The sequence below is a fragment of the Campylobacter concisus genome, from assembly GCF_002913545.1.
In the GTDB taxonomy this organism is placed as follows: Bacteria; Campylobacterota; Campylobacteria; order Campylobacterales; family Campylobacteraceae; genus Campylobacter_A; species Campylobacter_A concisus_AV.
In genome coordinates this window covers 1-23,508 of sequence record NZ_PPBR01000031.1, presented here as the reverse complement: position 1 = coordinate 23,508, position 23,508 = coordinate 1, and the positions used below count along the sequence as shown (strand labels likewise).

18 protein-coding genes and 1 pseudogene are annotated in these 23,508 nt (G+C 40.8%); 8 read left to right on the top strand and 11 right to left on the bottom strand.

Translation table 11 applies throughout. The features are described from left to right. Positions 1-195 precede the first annotated feature (195 nt). From CYP05_RS01775 to mnmG, 4 genes are all read right to left on the bottom strand, one after another. Positions 196-1,236: a c-type cytochrome gene (locus tag CYP05_RS01775; RefSeq protein ID WP_103641813.1), complete on the bottom strand. Its 1,041-nt coding sequence runs from the start codon at positions 1,234-1,236 to the stop codon at positions 196-198. A 2-nt stretch (positions 1,237-1,238) separates the two neighbouring features. Further along, positions 1,239-2,483, bottom strand: coding sequence for a cytochrome b (locus CYP05_RS01770; RefSeq protein WP_002939231.1), 1,245 nt, complete (start codon positions 2,481-2,483; stop codon positions 1,239-1,241). Positions 2,484-2,493: 10 nt separating this feature from the next. Then, positions 2,494-2,997 (bottom strand): ubiquinol-cytochrome c reductase iron-sulfur subunit, encoded by a 504-nt coding sequence (gene petA / locus CYP05_RS01765; RefSeq protein WP_002939267.1) that lies wholly within the window; start codon positions 2,995-2,997, stop codon positions 2,494-2,496. Positions 2,998-3,361: 364 nt separating this feature from the next. Beyond that, on the bottom strand, positions 3,362-5,224 hold the full coding sequence (gene mnmG / locus CYP05_RS01760) for a tRNA uridine-5-carboxymethylaminomethyl(34) synthesis enzyme MnmG (RefSeq protein ID WP_103641812.1): 1,863 nt from the start codon (positions 5,222-5,224) through the stop codon (positions 3,362-3,364). Positions 5,225-5,395: 171 nt separating this feature from the next. On the opposite strand from mnmG, the gene CYP05_RS01755 reads away from it, so the two are divergent. The 6 genes from CYP05_RS01755 to CYP05_RS01730 all read left to right on the top strand — a co-directional run bounded on the left by CYP05_RS01755 (position 5,396) and on the right by CYP05_RS01730 (position 12,723). Next, positions 5,396-8,848, top strand: a complete 3,453-nt coding sequence (locus CYP05_RS01755) for an acyl-[ACP]--phospholipid O-acyltransferase (protein WP_103641811.1) — start codon at positions 5,396-5,398, stop codon at positions 8,846-8,848. Between the two features lie 142 nt (positions 8,849-8,990). Further along, a complete protein-coding gene (locus tag CYP05_RS01750) occupies positions 8,991-9,770 on the top strand; it encodes an amino acid ABC transporter substrate-binding protein (RefSeq protein ID WP_103641810.1) in 780 nt (259 codons plus the stop codon). 9 nt (positions 9,771-9,779) lie between these two features. Continuing rightward, complete coding sequence (locus tag CYP05_RS01745; RefSeq protein ID WP_103641809.1) at positions 9,780-10,532, top strand: amino acid ABC transporter substrate-binding protein; 753 nt, start codon at positions 9,780-9,782, stop codon at positions 10,530-10,532. 9 nt (positions 10,533-10,541) lie between these two features. After that, the gene (locus tag CYP05_RS01740; protein ID WP_021088117.1) at positions 10,542-11,294 is read left to right on the top strand and encodes an amino acid ABC transporter substrate-binding protein; all 753 of its coding nucleotides are present in this window, start codon (positions 10,542-10,544) and stop codon (positions 11,292-11,294) included. A 23-nt stretch (positions 11,295-11,317) separates the two neighbouring features. Further along, the gene (locus CYP05_RS01735) at positions 11,318-11,986 is read left to right on the top strand and encodes an amino acid ABC transporter permease (protein WP_103641808.1); all 669 of its coding nucleotides are present in this window, start codon (positions 11,318-11,320) and stop codon (positions 11,984-11,986) included. Then, positions 11,986-12,723 (top strand): amino acid ABC transporter ATP-binding protein, encoded by a 738-nt coding sequence (locus CYP05_RS01730; protein ID WP_103641807.1) that lies wholly within the window; start codon positions 11,986-11,988, stop codon positions 12,721-12,723. The genes CYP05_RS01735 and CYP05_RS01730 overlap by 1 nt, the downstream gene beginning before the upstream one ends. 29 nt (positions 12,724-12,752) lie before the next feature. On the opposite strand, the gene fldA is transcribed toward CYP05_RS01730, so the two are convergent. The 4 genes from fldA to CYP05_RS01710 all read right to left on the bottom strand — a co-directional run bounded on the left by fldA (position 12,753) and on the right by CYP05_RS01710 (position 15,587). Next, a complete protein-coding gene (fldA, locus tag CYP05_RS01725) occupies positions 12,753-13,244 on the bottom strand; it encodes a flavodoxin FldA (RefSeq protein ID WP_103641806.1) in 492 nt (163 codons plus the stop codon). A gap of 11 nt (positions 13,245-13,255) precedes the next feature. After that, positions 13,256-13,969, bottom strand: coding sequence for a UDP-N-acetylmuramate--alanine ligase (locus CYP05_RS01720; protein WP_103641805.1), 714 nt, complete (start codon positions 13,967-13,969; stop codon positions 13,256-13,258). Between the two features lie 3 nt (positions 13,970-13,972). Continuing rightward, the gene (locus CYP05_RS01715; RefSeq protein ID WP_002939277.1) at positions 13,973-14,284 is read right to left on the bottom strand and encodes a DUF2325 domain-containing protein; all 312 of its coding nucleotides are present in this window, start codon (positions 14,282-14,284) and stop codon (positions 13,973-13,975) included. Positions 14,285-14,420: 136 nt separating this feature from the next. Then, the gene (locus tag CYP05_RS01710) at positions 14,421-15,587 is read right to left on the bottom strand and encodes a sugar transporter (RefSeq protein ID WP_103641804.1); all 1,167 of its coding nucleotides are present in this window, start codon (positions 15,585-15,587) and stop codon (positions 14,421-14,423) included. 156 nt (positions 15,588-15,743) lie between these two features. Here CYP05_RS01710 and nifJ point away from each other — a divergent pair, with 156 nt between their 5' ends. Beyond that, entirely contained in the window at positions 15,744-19,295 is a 3,552-nt protein-coding gene (gene nifJ, locus CYP05_RS01705; RefSeq protein ID WP_103641803.1) for a pyruvate:ferredoxin (flavodoxin) oxidoreductase, read from the top strand. A 31-nt stretch (positions 19,296-19,326) separates the two neighbouring features. Here nifJ and CYP05_RS01700 read toward each other — a convergent pair whose 3' ends face one another. Then, positions 19,327-19,758, bottom strand: coding sequence for a hypothetical protein (locus CYP05_RS01700; protein ID WP_181001148.1), 432 nt, complete (start codon positions 19,756-19,758; stop codon positions 19,327-19,329). A 94-nt stretch (positions 19,759-19,852) separates the two neighbouring features. On the opposite strand from CYP05_RS01700, the gene CYP05_RS01695 reads away from it, so the two are divergent. Then, positions 19,853-20,353 carry a DNA-deoxyinosine glycosylase gene (locus CYP05_RS01695; protein WP_103641801.1) on the top strand — a complete coding sequence of 167 codons (501 nt, stop codon included), beginning with the start codon at positions 19,853-19,855 and terminating at the stop codon, positions 20,351-20,353. 1 nt (position 20,354) lies between these two features. Here CYP05_RS01695 and CYP05_RS01690 read toward each other — a convergent pair whose 3' ends face one another. Further along, entirely contained in the window at positions 20,355-22,946 is a 2,592-nt protein-coding gene (locus CYP05_RS01690; protein WP_103641800.1) for a retention module-containing protein, read from the bottom strand. Positions 22,947-23,106: 160 nt separating this feature from the next. Continuing rightward, positions 23,107-23,433, bottom strand: a pseudogene (locus CYP05_RS01685) (Sua5 YciO YrdC YwlC family protein); the annotation flags it as partial. Positions 23,434-23,508 lie beyond the last annotated feature (75 nt).

The window sequence follows — 23,508 nt, the reverse complement described above, 5'->3', positions numbered from 1 at the left end:
AATTTGAGCTAAGCGATAAGCGAAGCCAAATTTTAGTAGTCAATTCTTGCGAGTGAGTGGAATTTTAAAATTTGCAAATTTGTTTTTTAAACCATGTTAGTGTCAAATAAATTTAAAAATTTAAAAAATCACATACCTAATTTATATATGTAAATTTACTAGAGAGAATTTAAGAGCCAAGAAGGCTCTTAAATTTTAGTGGAGTTCGCTCCAGACTTTGCGCTTCCAAAGCCAAGCAAAAATTCCTAAGATGAAGAAGTATATCATCACGTAAATGCCTGTGCTCTCGCGCTCAGCCTTTTTGCTGTCGCCTACTTTTTCTATGTAAGATACTATGTCGTCTTCAGCAGCTTTGTTTAAGCCAACTCTAGGCATCGCAGTGCCTGGAAGCATCTTTTGAGTATCGTTTATAAATTTATGCAAGTAGTCAGCACCTTTTGAGCGGATCATCATAGATAGATCAGGTGGGTTTGAGCCCATATAAGCTGCAAGGCTTACTTTGTTGCTAAGAGTATATTTTTTATCATACTTCATATCGTGGCATCTTTGGCATGCATCAGCAAAGACTTTCTCGTCAGTGATCTTGCTCTTTGCATCCGCGTCAGCTGATACCTTTTTAAGATAAGCAACTATGTCAGCGATCTCAGCGTTTATATCGCCACCAGCACCCATAAATGCAGTCATCGGATAAGGATGCTCGTCGTTAAATTTATGTGATAGTTTTACAGCCATAGTTGGATTTTTGATAAGTGCAGCCAAAAATCTCTCGTCATAAATTTTACCAGCTGTGCTAAGATCTGGTGGCACCACACCAAAGCTTTGGCTAGCTGTCTCAGCGTCCATGCTGGCTGGCATACCAGCTGCTTCGATGCCGTGACAGCCTGTACATCCAGCTGCGCCAAATGTCTCAGCACCTTTTGCAGCGTCACCTTTTGCAAGGTCGATCGAATTTATATCAGCCCAAAAAGCTGTGTAGTCATCAAGAATTTTTTGTGCTGTCTCAACATCTTTTGTAGCCGCTTCTATGCTAGCTTTGTTGCCGCTAGCTTTTGCAGCCTCAAGCGCCTCTTTTTTCTGCTCTAAAAAGTGCTTTGCGTAGTCAGTATCTTCTTTTGAGAAGTTATACTCAGCATTTGCAGTGTGCGGATGAAGCTTTGTGTGAGCGTAAGGCTCGATGCCCCAGTATAAAATACCTGAAAGGATAACAACGATGGCAAAAATTTTAAGCTCTTTCATGATTAGCCCCTTTTTCTTTCAAGTATTGTGATAACTGGAAGTGCGATTATAAATAGCACTAAAAATAGCAGTGAAGCGTAAAATCCTATCCAGTCGTTGATGCCGCCTGTTGGAAGCTTGCCATATATAGATAAGACGATAAGGTCAGCAACTAGCACCCAAAACCATACAAAAAATAGTGGTCTTTTGTGCGCTGGAGCTACAAGGTCGCTTCTATCAAAAAGAGGTATAAGCATAAACGCAACACCTGCGAATGCAAATGCGATAAGACCGATGTTATAAGCTGAAATTCCAGCTATATCAAAGAAGAAGCCACGTAAAATTTCATATTGCCACAAGAAGTACCACTCTGGATAGATGTGTGGTGGAGTTTTTAGTGGATTTGCTGGCTCAAAGTTGATAGGATCCATCGCAAAGTTGAAGTGATAGCAAACAAGATATATGACAAAGATCATAAAAAATGATACATACATGAAGTCTTTTGCCAAAAATCCTGGCCAAAATGGTATGACTTTAGCTTTTGCTCTGTCGCCATGCAAGTACTCTTGCGCCTCTACTTCAAAGTCGATATCTTCGCTTGTTAGGTTATTTACGTGAGGAACTCTTAATGAGTAGAAGTGGATAACCAAAACAACGATAGTTACAAGTGGTAGCAAGCAGACGTGAAGCATAAAAAATCTAGTAAGTGTTGAGTCGCCAACCGCGTAATCGCCTCTAATCCACTCAACCAAAGCATCGCCGATAACTGGCACACCACCAAAAAGCTGAGTGATAACAGTCGCTGCCCAGTAGCTCATCTGTCCCCATGGGAGCATATAGCCGCTAAATGCCTCTGCTGAAAAGCAGATAAATAGCACCATACCGCTTACCCAAATGACCTCTCTGCCTCTTTTGTATGAGCCGTAGTAAAGTCCGGTAAGCAAGTGGATATACATGATAAGAAATATCGTAGAAGCTGAAACTGCGTGGATATGACGCCAAAGCCAGCCATACTCGACCTCTTGCATAATAGTGTAATTTACGCTGTCAAAGGCCAAATTTACATCTGGTTTGTAATACATCATAAGCAAATAGCCAGTGATGATCAAAAGTAAGAAAAGCGTCGTTAGGATAACGCCCATCGCCCAAAGGAAATTTATATTTTTTGGGATCCAGTATTCGCTAACTAGAACCTTCATAAGCTTTGTAAAAGCTAGGCGCTGGTCAAGCCAGTCAATAACGCCAGTTGATTTATGAGATAAAGACATCGCTAACCTCCTAAGCTTTAGCTACTAATTTTTCGTATTCTGGGCTTGTTTCGCCTAGAACTAGCTTGGTTCCATCGATCTTAAATGGTGGGATATCAAGCGGTCTTGGTGGAGGTCCGTATGTCTGCACGCCATCAACGTTAAATTCGCCGCCATGACAGGCACAGACAAACATTTGCTTGCTAGCTTTATACTCAGGGATGCATCCTAGGTGTGTGCAAAGTCCGATAAGAACTACATATCTTGCATCTCCAACGACTACATCTCTCTTGTCATTTTTAGCCATATCTGGGCTTTTTTTGAGGATGAAAATAGGCTTTTTACGCCACTCAACCTGTCTCATCTCGCCATCTTTGATCGGACTTAGATCGACAGTTGTAAAACCAGCAGCTTTTACGCTAGGGAGCGGATCCCAGGTCTTTTTCATGGCAACTAGTGACATCGCGCCACCAACAGCTGCCACGGCACCAAACGCAAGGCCGATAAAGCTTCGTCTTTCTTGCTTTACTGACATTAATTTCCTTTCTATAAATAAAATTTAAACGATTATACTCTCAAAAAATTAAAAAACTATAATCTCACAATATAGTTTGTAAAAATAAAGTGAATTTAAGCTTTTTTTACACTAAAATTTGAGATAAATTTATCTAAAAATACCTATATATCGTGACTTTAAGCTTTTTATAAAAGAGAAATTTGATCTAATGTCTAAACGTTAAGATAAAAAAATTTTCTATTTTAGCTCCCGTAAAATAGAAAATTTTAATAATAAAAATTTATTAAACTTAAAAAATTATAAATAGCAACTATTAAAAACGAGAAGCTTTGTTTTAAATTTTAAATGTTAGTTAAATTTTAAAACCATAAAAGGCTTAAATTTAAGCCTTTTTCTCGCTCATTTTTATATAAATATGTAAGATGTCAATCGCTGCTGGCGTGATACCTGAAATTTCACTCGCTGCAAAGAGCGTTGGCGGGGCAAATTTCTCAAGCTTTTCGACCACTTCGTTGCTAAGTCCGCTTATGCTTCTAAAGTCGAAATTTTCAGGGATTTTCACATCCATCATATCTTTCATTTTCTCGATCTGATTTTTTTGCTCGCTGATGTAGTGCTGATACTTGCACTCGGTTAAAATTTGATCCATACTCGCATCGTCTAAATTTACAAATCTCTCATCAAGCTTTCTTAGTTTCTCAGCCGTAAAGCTCTTTCTAGCGACTATCTTTTGTAGGCTCACATTTTGGCTGATCGGCTCTTCATCAAGGCTTGCTAAAAGCTCTAAATTTGCCTTACTTGGCGTGATCTGAGTCTCATTTAAAAACTCCAGCCCCTCTTTTAAATTTCTTCTTATATTTTCTATCTTTTTAAAAGTCTCATCATCAAGCAGCCCAAGCTCATGGCCATATCCGCCAAGCCTTAAAATGGCATTTTCCTCACGCAAAAGCAAGCGATACTCTGCCCTACTCGTAAACATCCTATATGGCTCTTTTGTCCCTTTTGTGACAAGATCATCTATTAAAACGCCGATATAGGCCTCGTCGCGGCGCAAAACAAGCGGCTCTTTGTCATCCAGCGAAAGCGCTGCATTTATACCAGCCATTAGCCCTTGAGCGCCGGCCTCCTCGTATCCTGTCGTGCCGTTTATCTGCCCAGCCAAGTATAGCCCTTTTACTTTTTTGGTCTCTAAGCTATGTTTTAACTGCGTTGGCTCGACGTAGTCGTACTCGATGGCGTATCCATGTCTTACGATTTTGGCGTTTTCAAAGCCCTTTACGGAGCGGAGCATCTGCACTTGCACCTCATAAGGCAGGCTTGTTGAAAAGCCGTTTATGTAGTACTCTGTCGCTTCAAGGGTCTGAGGCTCAATGAAAAGATGGTGCCTATCGCGGTCGCCAAAGCGGTTTATCTTATCCTCGATACTAGGGCAATACCTCGGTCCGATACCCTCGATCTGACCTGTAAAAAGTGGCGCTTTGTCGAAATTTGAGCGGATTATCTCATGCGTGGTCTCGTTTGTGTAGGCGATGTAGCATGGTAGCTGCGTTGGGGAGAAATTTTTAGTTCTAAAGCTAAATGCAACTGGCTTTGCATCGCCATCTTGCTTCTCTAAAATTTCAAAATTTATCGTTTTTGCGTCGATCCTTGGGCATGTTCCAGTCTTTAGCCTGCCTAAATTTAGCCCAAGCTCCCTTAGGCTAGAGCTTAGATCCTTTGCGCTTAGCTCGCCCACACGGCCAGCTTCAAGTTTGTTAAATCCAACGTGGATTAGCCCGTTTAAAAATGTGCCAGTTGTAATTATCACTTTTTTTGCGTTATAGATGTTATTTAGGTGGGTTTTAACGCCAGTTACTTCGCCATTTTCGCTTAAAATTTCAGTGGCGATCTCTTGAGAAATTTCTAAATTTGGAGTGTTTAAAAGCAAATTTCTCATATAAACTCGGTATCTATCCATATCGATCTGAGCGCGGCTGCCACGTACTGCTGGGCCTTTGCTCTCATTTAGCACGCGAAACTGGATGCCAACAGCGTCAGTCGTAAGTCCCATTTGACCGCCAAGCGCGTCGATCTCTTTTACAAGATGTCCTTTTGCAAGGCCTCCGATGGCTGGATTACAGCTTGCAGCGCCTATTTGCTCAGCTAAGATAGTAATAAGTAGAGTTTTTTTGCCCATTCTAGCAGCCGCAAGACTTGCCTCAATGCCAGCATGTCCGCCGCCAACGACGATGATTTCATAGTCCATGATAAATTTTTCCTTATTTTTGATAGGCGGATTTTATCAAAAAGCATATAAAATTTAAATTTTTTCAAAGAAATTTAACCACAAAATTTATGGCTAGAGTTTTTTATTAATGATATTTTAAATATTTTGCTGTTAGATTTACAAAATTTTAAATCCAAAAAGGCTTTATTCATGAGGAATTTACTAAAAGTCACTGGCTTTTTGCCCTACCTTGCGATCGCATTTTTAAACGCAAGTGTCGATCTAGCACACAAAATAACTATCCAAAACGTCCTTTTAAAGACCTACTCAGGCGACACGCTTTTTATCCTAACAGCCGTTATAAATGCGATGATCTTGCTTCCATTTATATTTTTATTTTCGCCTTCAAGCTTTATAAATGACAAATTTGCAAAGACAAAGGTTATTAGAATTTGCGCCGTCTTTGGCGTTGTTATCAGCGTTGCGGTGCTTATTAGCTACCTTTTAGGTGCCTTTGGCGTGGCATTTGCACTCACGCTCATACTGGCTGCTCAAAGTGCGATCTACTCGCCTGCAAAATACGGCATCATCAAAGCGCTTGTCGGCACTGAGCGACTTGGCACAGCAAACGGCGTCATCCAAGCGCTTACCATCGTAGCGATACTTGTTAGCTCATTTTTGTTTTCATTTATATTTGAAAATTTATACATCCAAGGCGAAAACTCAGAAGAAATTTTAAAAAGCGTCTATCCTATCGGCATCTTTTTAGTTGTATTTAGCGCACTTGAAGCATTTTTTGCCTACAAGCTACCTTATATCAGCGAAACGAACGAACAAAGCGGAGAATTTGAGCTTAAAAGATACATCAGCCTTAGCTACTTAAGAGAAAATTTAAAAGAGGTAAGATCAGATAAAAATATCTGGCTAAGCATCGCTGGTCTTAGCATATTTTGGGGTATTTCTCAGATCATAATAGCAGCCTTCCCAGCTCACTATAAAGCAGTTTTTAACGACGACAGCTCTCTAGCAGTCCAAGCGATCCTTGCAGTAAGCGCCATAGGCATCGCATTTGGCTCATACGTGGCTGGCTCTATGTCAAAGCTTCACATCGAGCTTGGCATCGTGCCGATGGGTGCTATTGGTATATTTTTCTCGCTATTATTTTTCGCATTTGGCTCAAATATCGGCGTAGTGAGCCTTAGCTCATTTGCATTTGGTTTTTTTGGAGGCATATTTATAGTGCCGCTAAATGCGATGATCCAGTACTTTGCCCCACAAAAAAATACCGGCAAGATAATGGCGGCAAACAACTTCTTACAAAACGTCTCAATGCTACTATTTCTAGCCATTGGCATAGGCTTAGTATATTTTGAAATTTCAACTACTGGACTTTTTGTCTTTACAGCGCTTGTTTGCTTAGTTGGCAGTTTTTACGCCATTTTACAGCTTCCACACCTTTTTACAAGGCTGCTTTTGTTGCCATTTTTAAAGACAAAGTACCGCTTTTTCGTTGAGGGACTTCAAAATTTACCGCAAAGTGGCGGTGCGCTACTTCTTGGCAATCACATCAGCTGGATCGACTGGCTCGTGCTGCAAGCTGCAAGTCCAAGGGGCATAAGATTTGTCATGTATAGAACAATCTATAACAAATGGTATCTAAAGCAAATTTTTAAATTTTTTAAAGTGATCCCAATAGGCGCAGGCGCTAGCAAAGAGTCCATAGAGCTAGTTAGAGAGTGCCTAAAAAATGGCGAAGTGGTCGCACTTTTCCCAGAGGGCCACATCAGCTACAACGGCCAGATCAATGAATTTCAAAAGGGCTTTGAGCTTATCATAAGAGATCTAGAAGAAATTTGCATCGTGCCATTTTACCTTCGTGGCCTTTGGGGATCTAGCTTTTCAAGGGCTAGTAAATTTTACAAAGACCTCACTTCTAAAAATGGCAGACGCGACATCATCGTCGCCTTTGGCAAGCCAATAACTACATTTATAAACGCTGCAAAGATGAAGCAAAAGGTGCTTGAGCTTAGCTTTTCATCGTGGGAGAGCTTTATCTCAAGGCAAAAACCACTAACGAGCGAATGGCTAAACAACGCAAAAGAGGATAAATTTAAAGAGTGCGTGAGCGACAGCACTGGGTTAAATTTAAGCAACTTGAAATTTATAACAGCTGTTTTAGTCTTTATCAAAATTTTAAAACGCGAGCTAAAAGATGAGAAAAATATAGGCATCTTGCTGCCTAGCTCAAGCATCGCAGCAATAGTAAATATGGCGCTTCTTGCCATGGGCAAAGTGAGCGTAAATTTAAACTATACGCTTAATGTTACCTCGCTAAATCACGCCCTAAGAAAGGCAAATATAAACACAGTCATAACCTCTAGCAAATTTCTTGAAAAGCTCGCACTTAAGGGCTTTGATCTAAAAGATGCGATGAGCGGCAAGGCTAAATTTGCAGAAGATCTCTCAGCCAGCGTCTCAAAAAAAGAGAAATTTTTAGCGCTTTTAACTGCCTTTTTTGCTCCAACTTGGCTCATCAAGCTTTGCTATTTCAAGCGTGTAAGCTTAGAAGATACAGCTACCATTTTATTTAGTAGCGGCAGCGAAGGCGAGCCAAAAGGCATCGAGCTAAGCCACAAAAATTTACTTGCAAACATTAAGCAAATAAGCGAACTTCTAAATTTCAAAAAAGATGACGTGATCTTAAACTCACTCCCAGTATTTCACTCATTTGGACTAACAGTCACCACGCTCATGCCGCTTTGCGAGGGCATAAAAATGGTAAGCGTGCCCGACCCAACAGACGGAGCTACTATCGGCAAAATGGCTGCAAGACACAGCGCTAGCATCATCTTTGGCACCTCAACGTTTTTTAGGCTCTACACCAGAAACAAAAAGCTTCATCCGCTGATGTTTCAAAGTGCCAGAATGGTTGTAGCTGGGGCTGAAAAGCTAAAACCTGAGATAAAAGATGAGTTTAGGCTCAAATTTGGTATAGAAATTTATGAAGGATATGGCGCGACCGAAACGGCGCCGGTAGCTGCAGTAAATATGCCAAATATCCTAGAAAAAGAGAGCCTAAAAGAGCTTACATTTAATAGACCTGGCAGCGTTGGCATGCCTCTGCCTGGCACTATCATCAAGATAATCGACCCAGAGACGCTTGAAGAGCTAGAAACTGGCACAGACGGACTCATCGTCATCGGCGGATCGCAGGTGATGAAGGGCTATCTAAACGACGAAGCCAAAACAAACGACGTCATCACGCACATTGATGGCGTAAGATACTATAAAACTGGCGATAAAGGCCACATCGACGAAAACGGCTTTGTATTTATCGTAGATAGATACTCAAGATTTGCCAAGATAGGCGGCGAGATGATAAGCCTTGGAAGCGTCGAAGAAGAGCTTGCAAAGGTACTTAGGGGCGACGTCGTCTTTAGCAGTGCAAACGTGCCAGATAGTAAAAAGGGCGAAGCGATCGCACTTTTAGTAAAAAGTGGCACAGAGCCTGAAAATATCGAGCAAATTTTAAAAGAGAGCAACTTAGCTCCGATAATGATGCCAAGCTATATATTTATCGTTGATGATATCCCAACACTTGCAAGTGGCAAGGTTGATTTTAAGGGGGTAAAAGCTCTAGCGGTCTCACTTTTAGAGGGGTGAGGCGCCGCCCTTTTATTTTTGTGATAAAATAGCGCCAAAATATTACTTAGGTCGCAGTTGCGACTGACATTTGCATAAATCTTAAATTTATCTTTTTTTGCAAATTCCGTTATTGATTTTATTTTTTTATAAGGAGTTTTGTATGAAATTTTCTAGTGCTTTTAAATTTGGTGCGCTCTGCGTAGTTGGCTGTTTGCTCTCTTTAAATTCTGCCTCGGCAAATTCTTACGAGCAGATCAAAAAAGATGGCGTCATAAGGATAGCAACAGAGGGCGTTTATTCGCCATTTTCATTTCACAATGAAAAAGATGAGCTAATGGGCTATGACGTGGAGATAGCAAGAGCCGTGGCTAAAAAACTAGGCGTAAAGCCAAAATTTATCGAAGCTTCATGGGATGCGATGCTTGCGGCATTTGACGCTGGCAAGGCGGACGTGGTGTTTAACCAAGTAAGTATAACCGACGAGCGAAAGAAAAAGTATGACTACAGCGTGCCATATATGGTCTCTTACTCGGCCATCGTCGTGCATAAAGATAATAACGACATCAAAAGCTTTGCCGATCTAAAAGGCAAAAGAAGCGTGCATTCAGTAAATAGCATGTGGATACCAACCGTTGAAAAGTATGGCGCCAAGCTAGTTGTAGCCGATAGTTTGAGCGATCAGATAAATTTGATCATCACAAAAAGAGCCGATGATACGATAGATGATGCGGTAATGTTTTATGACTACATCAAACAACATCCAAACGCCCCTATAAAGATCATCGAAGCTGGCGATGAGCCGATGTATACGGCCGCGATTGTTAAAAAAGGTAACAAAGAGCTACTAAATAAGATAAATAATGCCCTAAATGAGCTTAGCAAAGAAGGAGTTTTAAGCGAAATTTCGCTTAAATACTTCGGCAAAGACATTTCTAAATAAGGAGAATTAATGAATTTTAAGCCCATTTTTGGCTTTATCGCAGGTGCTTTTTTAGCTTTAAATTTAAATGCTTCAACTATCAAAAAAGGCGAACTTATAGTCGCAACTGAAGGCACTTACTCGCCTTATTCATTTTATGATGAAAAGGACGAGCTAGTAGGCTATGACGTAGATATCGCAAGAGCTGTTGCAAAGAAGCTAAATTTAAAGATAGGATTTCTAACAGCCCCATGGGATGCGATGCTAGCTGCATTTGACGCTGGCAAAGCGGACGTTGTTTTTAACCAAGTTAGCATAAACGAAGATAGAAAGAAAAAGTATGATATGAGCGTGCCTTACACCATGCCATATCCAGTAATAGTCGTGCATAAAGATAATAACGACATCAAAAGTTTTGCTGATCTAAAGGGCAAAAAAAGCGTGCATTCTGCAACTAGCAACTGGGCAGCGATAGCTGAGAAAAACGGCGCAACAGTGGTCGTAGCCGATGGCTTTAGCAAAGGCGTGGAGCTTATCATCTCAAAAAGAGCTGACGATACGATAAATGATAATGTCACATTTTTTGACTACATCAAACAGCGCCCAAATGCACCACTAAAGATCGCATATACTAGCAACGAGCCGATGCCAACAGCTGCACTTCTTAAAAAAGGCAACACCGAGCTACTAGAAGCGATAAACAAAGCGCTTGATGAGCTAAAAGCCGAAGGCAAGATAAGCGAAATTTCGATGAAATATTTTGGAAAAGATATTTCAAAATAAAGGATCAAAATGAAATTTACAAATTTATTAAAAGTAGTAGCAGTGCTTGCAATGGCTCTAAATTTGCAAGCAAAAACTATAAAAGATGGCGTGCTAACAGTAGCAACAGAAGGCACTTACGCGCCTTTTACATTTTATAATGACAAAAATGAGCTAGTAGGATACGACGTAGATATCGCAAGAGCAGTAGCGCAAAAGCTAAATTTAAAGGTTGAGTTTCTAACAGCTCCTTGGGATGCGATGCTAGCAGCATTTGATGCTGGCAAGGCAGACGTTGTATTTAACCAAGTAAGTATAACTGATGAGAGAAAGAAAAAATATGCTTTTTCAGTGCCTTATACTGTGACATTTGGTGCTATCATCACTAGAAAAGACAATAACGATATAAAAAGTTTTGCTGATCTAAAAGGCAAAAAAGATGCCGACTCAGCAACTAGCAACTGGGCAAAAGTAGCCGTAAAATACGGTGCTGAGCACGTCGTAACAGATAGTTTTGCTAAAAGTATGGAGCTTCTTATATCAAGGCGTGTAGATGCTGTTGTAAGAGATAACATCGTATTTTACGACTTCATAAAAGAGCGTCCAAACGCACCTGTAAAGATAGCTGCCTCACTTGATGAGAAAGACTACACAGCAGCAGCTGTTAAAAAAGACAACGCCGAGCTTGCAGAGCAAATTTCAAATGCTTTAACTGAGCTTTCAAAAGAGGGCAAACTAGAAGCTATCTCTAAAAGCTACTTTGGCAAAGACGTCTCAAAATAAATTTATAAACCAACAAGGCAAAAATGGAAAATTTAGATAGAGTGATCGAGCTTGTTTCAAGCTCGACACTACCGATGATCATCGCGCTTTTAAAAGTGACGATCCCACTTACTTTGCTCTCGTTTTCGCTAGGGCTTGTCATCGCCATTATCACAGCAGTAGCAAGGCTTTCAAATATAAAAATTTTAAAATTTATATTTGCCACCTACGTTTGGATATTTCGTGGCACACCGCTTCTTGTGCAACTTTTCATCATATTTTACGGGCTTCCTAGCATCGGTGTCACGCTTGATACTTGGAGTGCGGCCACTATCGCATTTAGCCTAAACGTGGGCGCTTATGCCTCTGAGTCTGTAAGGGCTGCCATACTTTCTGTGCCAAAAGGTCAGTGGGAGGCTGCCACATCGCTTGGCATGACACACTATCAAATTTTAAAGCGCATCATCGCACCTCAAGCAGTGAGGATCTCGCTACCACCGCTTTCAAACACATTTATAGGCCTTGTTAAAGACACTTCACTAGCAGCTTCTATAACGATAGTAGATATGTTTATGGTCGCTCAAAGGATCGCAGCAAGAACCTTTGAGCCACTCATCCTATACATCCTAGCAGCGCTCATCTATCTAGTGGTTTGCACACTTTTAACCTATCTTCAATCAAGGCTTGAAAAAGCTGTCTCAAGGTATGTCTAATGGCTATAAATTTTAAAAATATAAGCAAATCTTACGGCGATCATTTGGTACTAGATAATATAAATACAAGCTTTAAAGAGGGGCAAACGACCGTGATAGTTGGCTCATCTGGTTGTGGCAAATCAACACTTCTTAGATGCATAAATTTACTTGAGATCCCGCAAAGTGGCACTTTAGATGTAGATGGCAGGAGTGTAAATTTTAAAGAGAAGCTAAGTTCAAAAGAGCTTTTAGAAATTCGTAAAAAAACAGGCATGGTCTTTCAAAGCTTCAACCTCTTTCCGCACCTAACAGCGCTTCAAAATGTCACCGAAGCTCCGATCTACGTTCAAAAAAAGGATAAAAACGAAGCGATAAAAGAGGCAAAAGAGCTTTTGGCTAAAGTGGGGCTTAGCCACAAAGAAGACACCTATCCAAACAGGCTCTCAGGCGGACAAGCACAGCGTGTGGCCATAGCAAGAGCGCTAGCTGTAAATCCATACTTTTTGCTACTTGACGAGCCTACAAGTGCGCTTGATCCAGAGCTTGAGGCTGAAGTTTTAAAGGTCATCTTATCTCTTGCAAAAGAGAAAAAGTCTATGATCATAGTCACTCACAATATGAATTTTGCTAGAAAGATAGCTGATAGAATTTTGTTTTTAGATAAAGGCGTGATCGCCTTTGATGGCTTGGTAGATGAGTTTTTTAACAGCCAAAATGAGAGGATAAAAAGCTTCATCTCGGCTATGGATATATAATTTAGCTAGAAGATCTAGCTAAATTTGGATTAAATAAAGTGTGGTTTTATCTGCTCGATCCAAGCTGAAATTCTACCCTCGGTTTTGTCGCTCTGGTTATCAGCATCAAGCGCTAGACCTACAAATTTACCGCCTCTTACGGCATCAGAGCCATCAAATGTATATCCATCAGTGCTAACTTCGCCAACTACTTTTGCACCTGCTTTTACGACCTCATCGTAAAGCTTTGCCATGCCGTTACAGTACTCATCAGAGTAGCTCTCGCTATCGCCCATGCCAAAAACTGCGACCGTTTTACCGCTTAAATTTAACGCTTTAAAGTCAAACGCATCCCAGTCATCTTGAAGATCGCCGCTACCCCAAGTCGATGTGCCAAGGATGAGCTTATCAAAGCTATTTAGCTTCGCTGCGTCCACGTCAGAGACGTTTAAAAGCTCGTTTTTAAGACCTAGACCCTCGCTTATAAGTTTTGCTGCATCTTCGGTGTTTCCCATGCTGCTTCCAAAAACTATACCTATCATTTTTATCCTTTTTAAAAAATTTTACTAATAATCGTATAAGGCACGAGCTTTATGCACCCTCTTGCAAAGCAGTGCCTAACCTCAACGTGCCGTCTAAATTCCTCATTTCTAGGGCAGACTATATAGACCATCTCGCACTCTCTTTGCAAGGCGCAAACGGCTGCATCGATGTCGTCGTTTAAATTTCTCATATCATCAAAGCTCACCCTTTTAAAGCTTGGCATGACATTGAGCAAATTTTTGCCACCCTTTTTGACCGAGATGACACCACCATTTAGCACGACCTCTTTGTCCTGATGGCGGAGGCGTATTTTATCATAAACAAACTGGCAAAACATCTGCGCTGCGTCAATGAAAAACTCAAATTCCCCGCTTCTATAAAGCATCTTTATCATCTTTGCAGCTGCCATTTTTGGCTCTTTTGCTACAAATCTCAACCCTTTAAAATCATTTTTCAAATAAGCATTTATAACGATGTTTGAAGGTATGCAAAAGCTATCAACTGGTTTGAAATTTAAAAATTTATCACGCAGTAAGAAATTTATCCTAGCCTCAAAAATGTCCTTGAAATTTAGAAATTTAGCGTAAGAAAGCGGGATCTTTAGCTCGCTTTCAACGCCAACATTATAAAGTGCGATGAAAATTTTCGCACGCGAAAGCTTGTCAAGCTTTGCAAAAATACTTGGAGTTATTTCGCCAATATCTGATAAAAACCCGAACTTCATCGATTATTCTTTGCATCCAAATTCCTTATCTAGGCCAAAGACCTTACAATACTCGCAAAATACGCAACTAACGCTTCTTTTCGCACAAACGATAGGGATATTTCTCTTTTTTGCTTGAGTTTTAATAGTCTTCATCGTGTTGTGGTTTAAAAAGCTAGTTAGCATCACCACGCACTCGGTGTCCTGCGGGATCGGCTTGCGATTTACGCGGTTTTCGTTTCTAGCGTCCCAGTGCTCTATCTTCTCAGCTCCCAAATCATGCAAAACCGCCTTAATAGGCGTGATCTCATCTGCTCCGATAACTAAAACTGACATAACAAGCTCCTAATTTTTATTTGTTTTCTGATAACGATTATAAAAAAGCTTAGCTAAAATTATTCTTAGTTATGATATTTATTATCACTTATTTGTAGAAATTTGTAACGTTTTTGGTTGTTTAAGAAGGCTAAATTTAATTAGTCTTTTTGAATTTAACCGCCGCAACGAGAAAGATGACAAGTCCAACCGCTGCAAAAAGGCTACCAACGTTGCCGATATTTTGCTCGCCAAGATAAACTATCGTTTGATGACCTATTAGTGCGCCAGCTCCTATGCCGATGTTATAAATAGCTGAATATATCGCCATCGCAGCGTCCGTGGCATTTGAGGCTAAATTTAGCACCTTGATCTGAAAGCTCATATTTATCCCAGCTATGCCAAGCCCCCAGATAAAGGCAAGCGCAAGCATCAAGCTCTCATTTGTAGCGATCAAATTTAGCACAAGCAAGCAAGCTAAAATGATCGCTATTGAGGTAGCTGTAAAAGCATTTGGTATGAGCTTATAAAATTTAGAGAAAAGCCAGCTTGCTACGATGCCAGCTACGCCAAACAAAAGCAAAAACATGGTGATAAATTTACCATCAAAACCGCTTATATCTTTAGCAAATGGCTCGATGTAGCTATAGGTGCTAAAATGCGCGCTGATAACGATAGCAGTTAGCAAAAATATCACCATCAAAAAGCCATTTCTTGCAAGCTCCGGCAGGCTCTTTAATGAACCTGAGTTTTTGCTAGGCAAAAGCGGCAAAATTTTATATAGCCAAGCGCCAACACCCACAGCAAAGATCCCTATAAGTCCAAATGTGACACGCCAGCCCAAGCTATCGCCTAAAATCCTGCCAAGTGGCAAACCAAGTATCATCGCCATCGATGTGCCAAGCGCTAAAAGTCCCAGAGCTTGCGAGCTTTTATTGATAGGTGCCACCCTAACGGCAAGCGAGGCGGTGATCGACCAAAATATGGCGTGTGAGATAGCTATTAGCACGCGAGCTATGACTAAAACAGTAAAATTCCAAGCAACAGCGCAAAGTGCGTGAGAAGCGACAAAAATGATAAAAACTTTTAAAAGTAGCGATCTTCGCTCTAAATTTGCAGTTAGCAGCATAAAAGGTAACGAGAGTATCGTCACACTCCACGCATATATCGTGATGATGAGCCCAGTATCAGCCGTACTCATGCCAAAATCCTTTGCTATGTCGCTTAAAAGCGGCACCGGTACGAACTCGGTTGTATTAAATATAAAAGCTGCAAAAGATAGCGCGATAACCCTTAGATAGGCTATTTTATGAATATTTATCAAAATTTCATCCTTTTTACTTTGCCTCTACAATATTAAAATTTGACTTACATCTTAGTTATTTATAAATTTTAATTTTTTAATGATAGAGATTAATGACAAATTTTGGATTTTTCTTTTATAATAAAGCCATTTTTAAGATAATTTTAAGGCGGAAATATGTCAAAAATAATGAAAACTATGGACGGAAACGAGGCCGCAGCTTACGCGTCATACGCATTTACCGAAGTAGCTGGAATTTACCCTATCACTCCTAGCTCGCCTATGGCTGACTACACTGACCTTTGGGCAGCGCAGGGCAAGAAAAATTTATTTGGTATGCCAGTAAAAGTAGTCGAAATGCAAAGCGAAGGCGGCGCAGCTGGCACGGTGCATGGCTCGCTACAAGTTGGCGCGCTAACTACGACCTACACAGCTTCTCAAGGCCTACTTTTAAAAATTCCAAATATGTATAAGATAGCAGGCCAGCTCCTCCCTGGCGTCATCCACGTCTCAGCTCGCTCGCTAGCTGCGCAGGCACTTTCAATATTTGGCGATCACCAAGACATCTACGCCTGTCGCCAAACTGGCTTTGCTATGCTAGCAAGCGGCTCAGTGCAAGAGGTGATGGATATCGCTGGCGTGGCGCATTTAGCGGCGATCAAGGGCAGAGTGCCATTTTTACACTTCTTTGACGGCTTTAGAACTAGCCATGAAATTCAAAAAGTAGAAGTGATGGACTACGCGCACTTTGATAGACTTCTTGACAGAGAGGCGCTACAGAAATTTAGAGACGAAGCGCTAAATCCAGAGAGCCCAAAAACAAGAGGCACAGCGCAAAACGATGATATCTACTTTCAAACAAGAGAGCTAAGTAACCGCTTTTATAACGCAGTGCCAGATATCGTGGCAGAGTATCTAGCTGAAATTTCAAAGATTACTGGTCGTGACTACAAGCCGTTTAACTACTACGGCGATCCTGAGGCCACGCGCGTCATCGTAGCTATGGGCTCAGTGACACAGACCCTTGAAGAGGTCGTTGATTATCTAAACGCAAAAGGCGAAAAGGTGGGCATCATCAAGGTGCATTTGTACCGCCCATTTAGCACAAAGTATCTCTTTGATGTGATGCCAAAAAGCGTGAAAAAAATAGCCGTTCTTGACCGCACAAAAGAGCCTGGCAGCCTTGGCGAGCCACTATATCTTGATATAAAAGCTGCATTTTACGGCCAAAAAGACGCTCCAGTCATAGTTGGCGGCAGATACGGCCTTAGCTCAAAGGACGTCGATCCTGCGCAAATGCTAGCTGTATTTGAAAATTTAAACCAAAACGAGCCAAAAGATGGCTTTACTGTGGGCATCGTCGATGACGTCACTTTTACCTCGCTACCAACTGGAGAGAAAATTTCACTAAGCGATGAGAGCGTTAAAGAGTGCTTATTTTACGGCCTTGGAGCTGACGGCACCGTGGGCGCAAACAAAAACTCTATAAAGATCATCGGTGATAAGACTGACCTTTATGCGCAGGCATATTTTGCCTATGATAGTAAAAAATCAGGCGGCTACACACGCTCGCACCTTCGCTTTGGCAAAAAGCCGATCCGCTCGACCTATCTCGTCTCAAACCCGCACTTTGTAGCCTGCTCAGTCGCAGCATATCTTGAAATTTATGATGTCATTGACGGCATCAGAGAAAACGGCACATTTTTATTAAACTCTATCTGGGACGCGGAGCAGACGATCGCTAAACTGCCAAATAAAGTTAAGAAAATTTTAGCTAGCAAAAATATAAATTTCTACATCATAAACGCAACAAAGCTAGCACATGACATCGGCCTTAAAAACCGCACAAATACCATAATGCAGTCGGCATTTTTCAAGCTTGCAGACATCATACCATTTGAAGATGCGCAAAAATATATGAAAGAGTACGCGCACAAAGCCTACGCTAAAAAAGGCGAGGCGATCGTGCAGATGAACTACAACGCTATCGACGTTGGCGCAAATGAGCTCATAAAAGTGACAGTCGATCCTGCGTGGGCAAATTTAGCAGACGATGAGCAAAAAGATGAAAAACATATCGGCAACAGCTTCATCGAAAACGTCGTAAAACCGATAAATGCAGCCAGAGGCGATAGCCTACCAGTCTCAGCCTTCATAGGCTACGAGGACGGACACTTCGAAGCTGGCACGACGGCCTACGAGAAGCGCGGCGTTGGCGTCATGGTGCCAAAATGGATCGAGCAAAACTGCATCCAGTGCAACCAGTGCGCATTTGTCTGCCCACACGCTGTCATCAGGCCATTTTTGATAGACGAAAACGAGCTTAGCATAGCCCCACAAGGCGTGCAAGATCACGTCCTAGAAGCAAAAGGCAAAGAAGTAAAGGGACTAAAATATAAAATCCAAGTAAGCCCGCTAGACTGCACCGGCTGCGAGCTGTGCGCGCAAAACTGCCCAAGTAAAGAAAAATCGCTCGTAATGGTGCCGCTTGAAGAAGAGCTAGGCAAAAACGAGCAAGAAAACGCTGATTATCTATTTAAAAAGGTCGCTTACAAAGACGATCTCATGAATAAAGAGAGCGTTAAGGGCGTTGGCTTTGCTAAGCCACTCTTTGAATTCCACGGCGCTTGCCCGGGATGTGGCGAAACTCCGTATATCACGCTTATAACAAGGCTATTTGGCGAGCGTATGATCGTAGCAAACGCGACTGGTTGTAGCTCGATATATGGCGGCTCTGCCCCATCTACTCCGTACACCACAAATGACAAAGGTAAGGGCGTTGCGTGGGCAAATTCGCTATTTGAAGATAACGCCGAGTTTGGCATGGGTATGAACGTAGCGATGGAGACCATGCGCCACCGCATCGAAGATATAATGAGAAACAACATAGATAGCGTACCAAACGCACTTTCAGCGCTTTACAACGACTGGATAAATTTCAAAAATGATGGCGTTAAAACGCAAGAGATCACGAAAAATTTATTGCCTATTTTAGAGCAAAATTTAAGCGCACCAGGCGTAAAAGAAATTTTAGAGCTTAAGAAATTCCTCGTCAAAAAGTCACAATGGATCATCGGTGGCGACGGCTGGGCGTATGACATCGGTTTTGGCGGACTTGACCACGTGCTAGCAAGCGGTGAGAACGTAAATGTGCTAGTGCTTGACACCGAAGTTTATTCAAACACTGGCGGCCAAAGCTCAAAATCAAGCCGCGCAGGCTCGATAGCGCAATTTACGGCTAGCGGCAAGCCAGCTCAGAAAAAAGACCTTGGCTACATCGCGATGACTTACGGCAACATTTTCGTGGCCCAAATCAACTCAAACGCGAGCCAAGCAAACGTGATAAAAGCGATCGCAGCAGCTGAAGCGTATGATGGCCCAAGCCTCATCATCGCCTACTCTCCGTGCATCGCTCACGGCATCAAAGGCGGCTTATCGCAGTCAGGCGGCCAAGGCGAGCTCGCCACAAAATGCGGATACTGGCCGACATATCTATACGATCCGCGCCTTTTAAAAGAGGGGCAAAATCCTCTAAAAATCACCTCAAAAGAGCCAGACTGGTCGCTTTATGAAGAGTTTTTGCTAAACGAAGTTCGCTACAACTCGCTTAAAAAGACCAACCCTGAGCACGCAGACGAGCTACTAGCTAAAAACAAAGCTGACGCACAAAGACGCTACCGCCAGCTAAAACGCCTTAGCCTAGCTGACTTTAGCGACGAAATCAATTAAATTTTAGGTGCTTTTGCACCTAAAATTTACTCTAGCAGCTAGAATATATCTTGCTTGAAATTTTTTTAAATTTAATACTGCATATCTCGTCAAAAGCAAAATGACGCTCCTTAAGATCGCCCATCATATATGAAAAATAAAATTTATTTTCCGCAAAAGCCACTTCACTGGATATGATCTCTCCAAGAGCGCTGTCGTCTATATGAAAATTTTTAAAAAGGGGACTTAGCTCGAAGTAGCCATTTTGCAAGTCTCCGATATAAAATTTAACCCTAGCGCCACTTTTCATAAAGGCAAAAGATACTATCTTTGCATCACTAAAATTTATATCTACAAAAACTCTCTCAAGCGTCTGTAGCTCGCCATAAAAAGACTTTATATACGAGCTATAATCCTCTATCCTCTTTTTAAACTCATCATCATCCAGATCGCCACCTATCCAGCTCTTATCGAAAAACCTCATCTTGCGCCAAGGCACTGCAGCTCCTTAAATTTAACTTCTAAAGCAAATTTTTATATCATTATCTAAAATTATTCATAAATTTAAAAGGCAAAATATGAGCCAAACGCACCCTTTTAAGCCAATCTTTGATAAAAACTCTAAAATTTTGATCCTAGGCTCATTTCCCTCTGTCATCTCGCGTAAATTTGGCTTTTATTATACAAATCCGCAAAACCGCTTTTGGCGGGTGTTGGCTGGGATTTTAAACGCTCCACTGCCAGAAAGCATTGATGAAAAGATAAAATTTCTACTCTCTCACCACATCGCGATATATGACGCGGCGATATCATGCGAGACAGAGGGCTCAAGCGACGCAAAAATGAGCAAGATCGTGCCTATAAATTTAAAGCCTTTATTTAAAGAGGCAAATATCAAGCAAGTCTATGCAAACGGCGGCAAGGCTTATGAAATTTGCAAAAAATACTTAGAAAATGAAATCATAAAAGCGACAAAAAATGAAGTGATAAAACTACCATCGACCAGCCCTGCAAATGCTAAATTTAGCCTTGAAAAGCTCGCAAAAGAATGGTCGGTGATAGTTAGAGAGTTAGAATAGATCAGAAACTTGAAACAACTTCGTCTTTGATCTCTATGCTTATGGTGCCATCAAGGCTTGCATACTTCGTGTAGCCTCCAGCACTTACAGCTGAGTGCTCATCAAAGCCATCAAGCTCAAGCCTATCGCTACTATCGCCATCTATTTTTAATACTGTCTTTCCAGTATCACGCAAAATGTCTTTAACATTGGCAGCACTTAGTCTCAAATTTGCACTCTCACTATCCACTATACTACCATCGCTTTGCACATCACCACCAAGAGATAGTTTTTCGAAATTTTTAACCTTTGAAAAGTCGATGTTATTTTCTCGAACTATCAACGTATCTTCACCGCTTCCACCATCAATAGAGACATTATTTAAAACTGCACCTTTTTCCACATTTACGATATCGTTGCCAGTTGCTGACCACTCGTTGCCACGGTCATCGCCATAAATTCCAGTATTATTTAGTGTCGCACCACTTTTTATATTTATAACGTCGTTGCCATCCATGCCCCATATCTCGGAGTTATTTATAATAGCACCATCTTTTACATTAAAAGTGTCGTTGCCTATCTCGCCACTCCATTCGCCATAAATTTTAGAATAATTTACTACCGAACCACTCTCAAAATTTACTACATCATCGCCATTCCCACCAGTGATAACATCAGACAAATATCCAACTCTCACATCGTCAAATTTACCATCAAGTATGCCTTTGATATTAAATATATCACTACCTTGACCACCTTGAAAGGCAAAAGTGCCTGGCCCACCATAGCCATTTTGACTCACAGCGACATTTTCTATATTAAAAACATCAGTATCCAATCCTCCATAAAGAGTTGCTCCTTTTTTTATTGTCACATTACTAAGGTTGAAAGTATCTTTATCTATCGGGCTTATGCCAGCAAGCCCATCCGTGCTTATATAGCTATTGATAAGCGTTGCATTGTTTATATTTAAGGTATCATTGCCAGTTTGCATCGCAATCTGAACATTTCTTATAATAGCGCCACTATCTATATTTAAAATATCATTTCCGCTTGAGGTATTGATGTTACTAAACCCAAGGCGTGTAGCATCAATATTACCATGGATATTTATCACATCTTTGTTGCTGCTACCATATATGGCCGTATCAAAAGCGCTTGAGCCTTTTTCTAAATTTAGTTTGATTGGTCCAGGACCTGACATGCTACCACCAAATGATGGTCCATATATAGTGGCCTTTGTTAAAACTGAGTTGTTTATTATATCTATTGTCTGAACCTTACTACGATCGTTTGGATCATAGTAAAGATTGCTAGTTCCGACATCTATGGTGCTATTAATGATCTTTGAGTTATCTATCACCACATGGTCCTCACCTGCCCAAGTGTTGATCCGTGAGCCATTTTTAAGCTCGGAGTCTTTTATCAAAACATCATCTTTATCGCCCATTTCTATCATGGTATTATCTAGCGTCGCACCTTGAAGCATTAGTTTATTATCGCCGTAATATCCCTCTCTTATATGTGAGTCTTTGATCTTTGCGGTTACTACTAATGTCTCATCGCCAGTTTTTGTATCTAAATTTATGCCTTCTACATCTTGATCTATAAAAAAGTTATTGTCATCGTCTATTATCCCGCTTTTCGTGCTAGTAGTTAAAATTTCGCTATTATCGCTAGTGATGCTTAGACTAACCTCTCTTCTATAATCTCCAAAATTTTTAATACCAGCTGCAATATCCGCCCCTAAGTCTTTTACCATTTCGCCTTCGTTTTGATATCCTGGAGTTTGTCCATAGTCATTTAAGACATGGTACCTGACTTTCAAATTTGCAATATCATTTGGATCATTAAGATATATCTGATCACTAGTTAACATAAACCAGTTTAGCCCACCGTCAAGAGAGTAGTAACCGTCATCATAATCTTTGCCTCTCACACCGCTAAAATTTAAATTTAAAGTAGTTGGCGTAACGCTTAGGGCTGAATTAAGTGAAAAATCAAAAGTAAGATATTTACTATCGCCAAAACTATATGCATTTTCTTCTCTTGCATCTTGCCCTGCTCTTATAGAGACAACAGATACTGGCACTACAGGTGTTATCACATCAGCACCAGTAGCTCCATCAGCATAACCGCTAACCGAGCTTATAGGTGCTTCAAAATTTCTACCAGAGTCATTTAAATTTCTAAAATTTTCATTGATATTTGAGTAGTGTCCGCCCTCGGCAAATCTAGCCTCACCAAGACTCACCCCATCACCACTAGCATTTCCACCAGCATTTCCACCGGCTGCGGTCTCTTCAAGTGCGTTTAGGTCTTTACCGCTTAAAATCGCCTTTTGTAAGTCATCTATACTGGCTATAGTTTTGCCACTTGAGTTTTCAGTACCAAATAAATTTTGATCCAAATTTAGGCTATCTTTGCCTATTAAGGTTGCCTCTTTACCATTAGTTGTAGCGATCGTTATCTTAGAGTTAGCATCATCAGTCACTATCTTTTCGCCACTATAAACTATATCTCCTACGTGAAGTTCTCTTGTCTCACCCAAGTTATTTATAGCTTTTGCACCCTCGCCAGATATACTTTTTACTACTGCGATCTCGTTTGACATGATATTTTCCCCTTTACTAATTTTGACACACCAATATGTTTCTTATGGCAAAATTATATCGTTTTGAAAGGGATTGTACATTGTACTAAAGTACGATAAATTGGGTATTATAGTTATAAAAGAGTAATAAGATTATCTTTGTTCAAAAGTTTAAAAATTTTTAACGGAGCTTTTTTAGTTTTGACTTTGAAATTTTATAAATTTTTGATGGCGTATCTTCAAAAAACCGTTCATTAACAACTTCATCAGCCACGCTTCTAGCCCAAACTTCGTCAAATTTCATACCATTTTTGTTTGCGCTGCTTGAGTAAAGCCAGTCAAATTTGGTTAAAAATTTCTCATGTTCGCACTCTTTTACGACCCTGATCGCCTTTAAATTTGGATATAAAAATGTCGTCTTTCTCGAGCGGCGGATGAAATTTTTATACTTTTTTGGTGCTCTAGCAAGCCCACGTAAAACGCTAAATTTAGCCTTTAAAAGCTCACAAAGGAATGGCAAATCATAGCCAAAAATTTAAAAGAGCAATTTTAACCCTTAAAAGAAAAAATTTAAAAACTATTC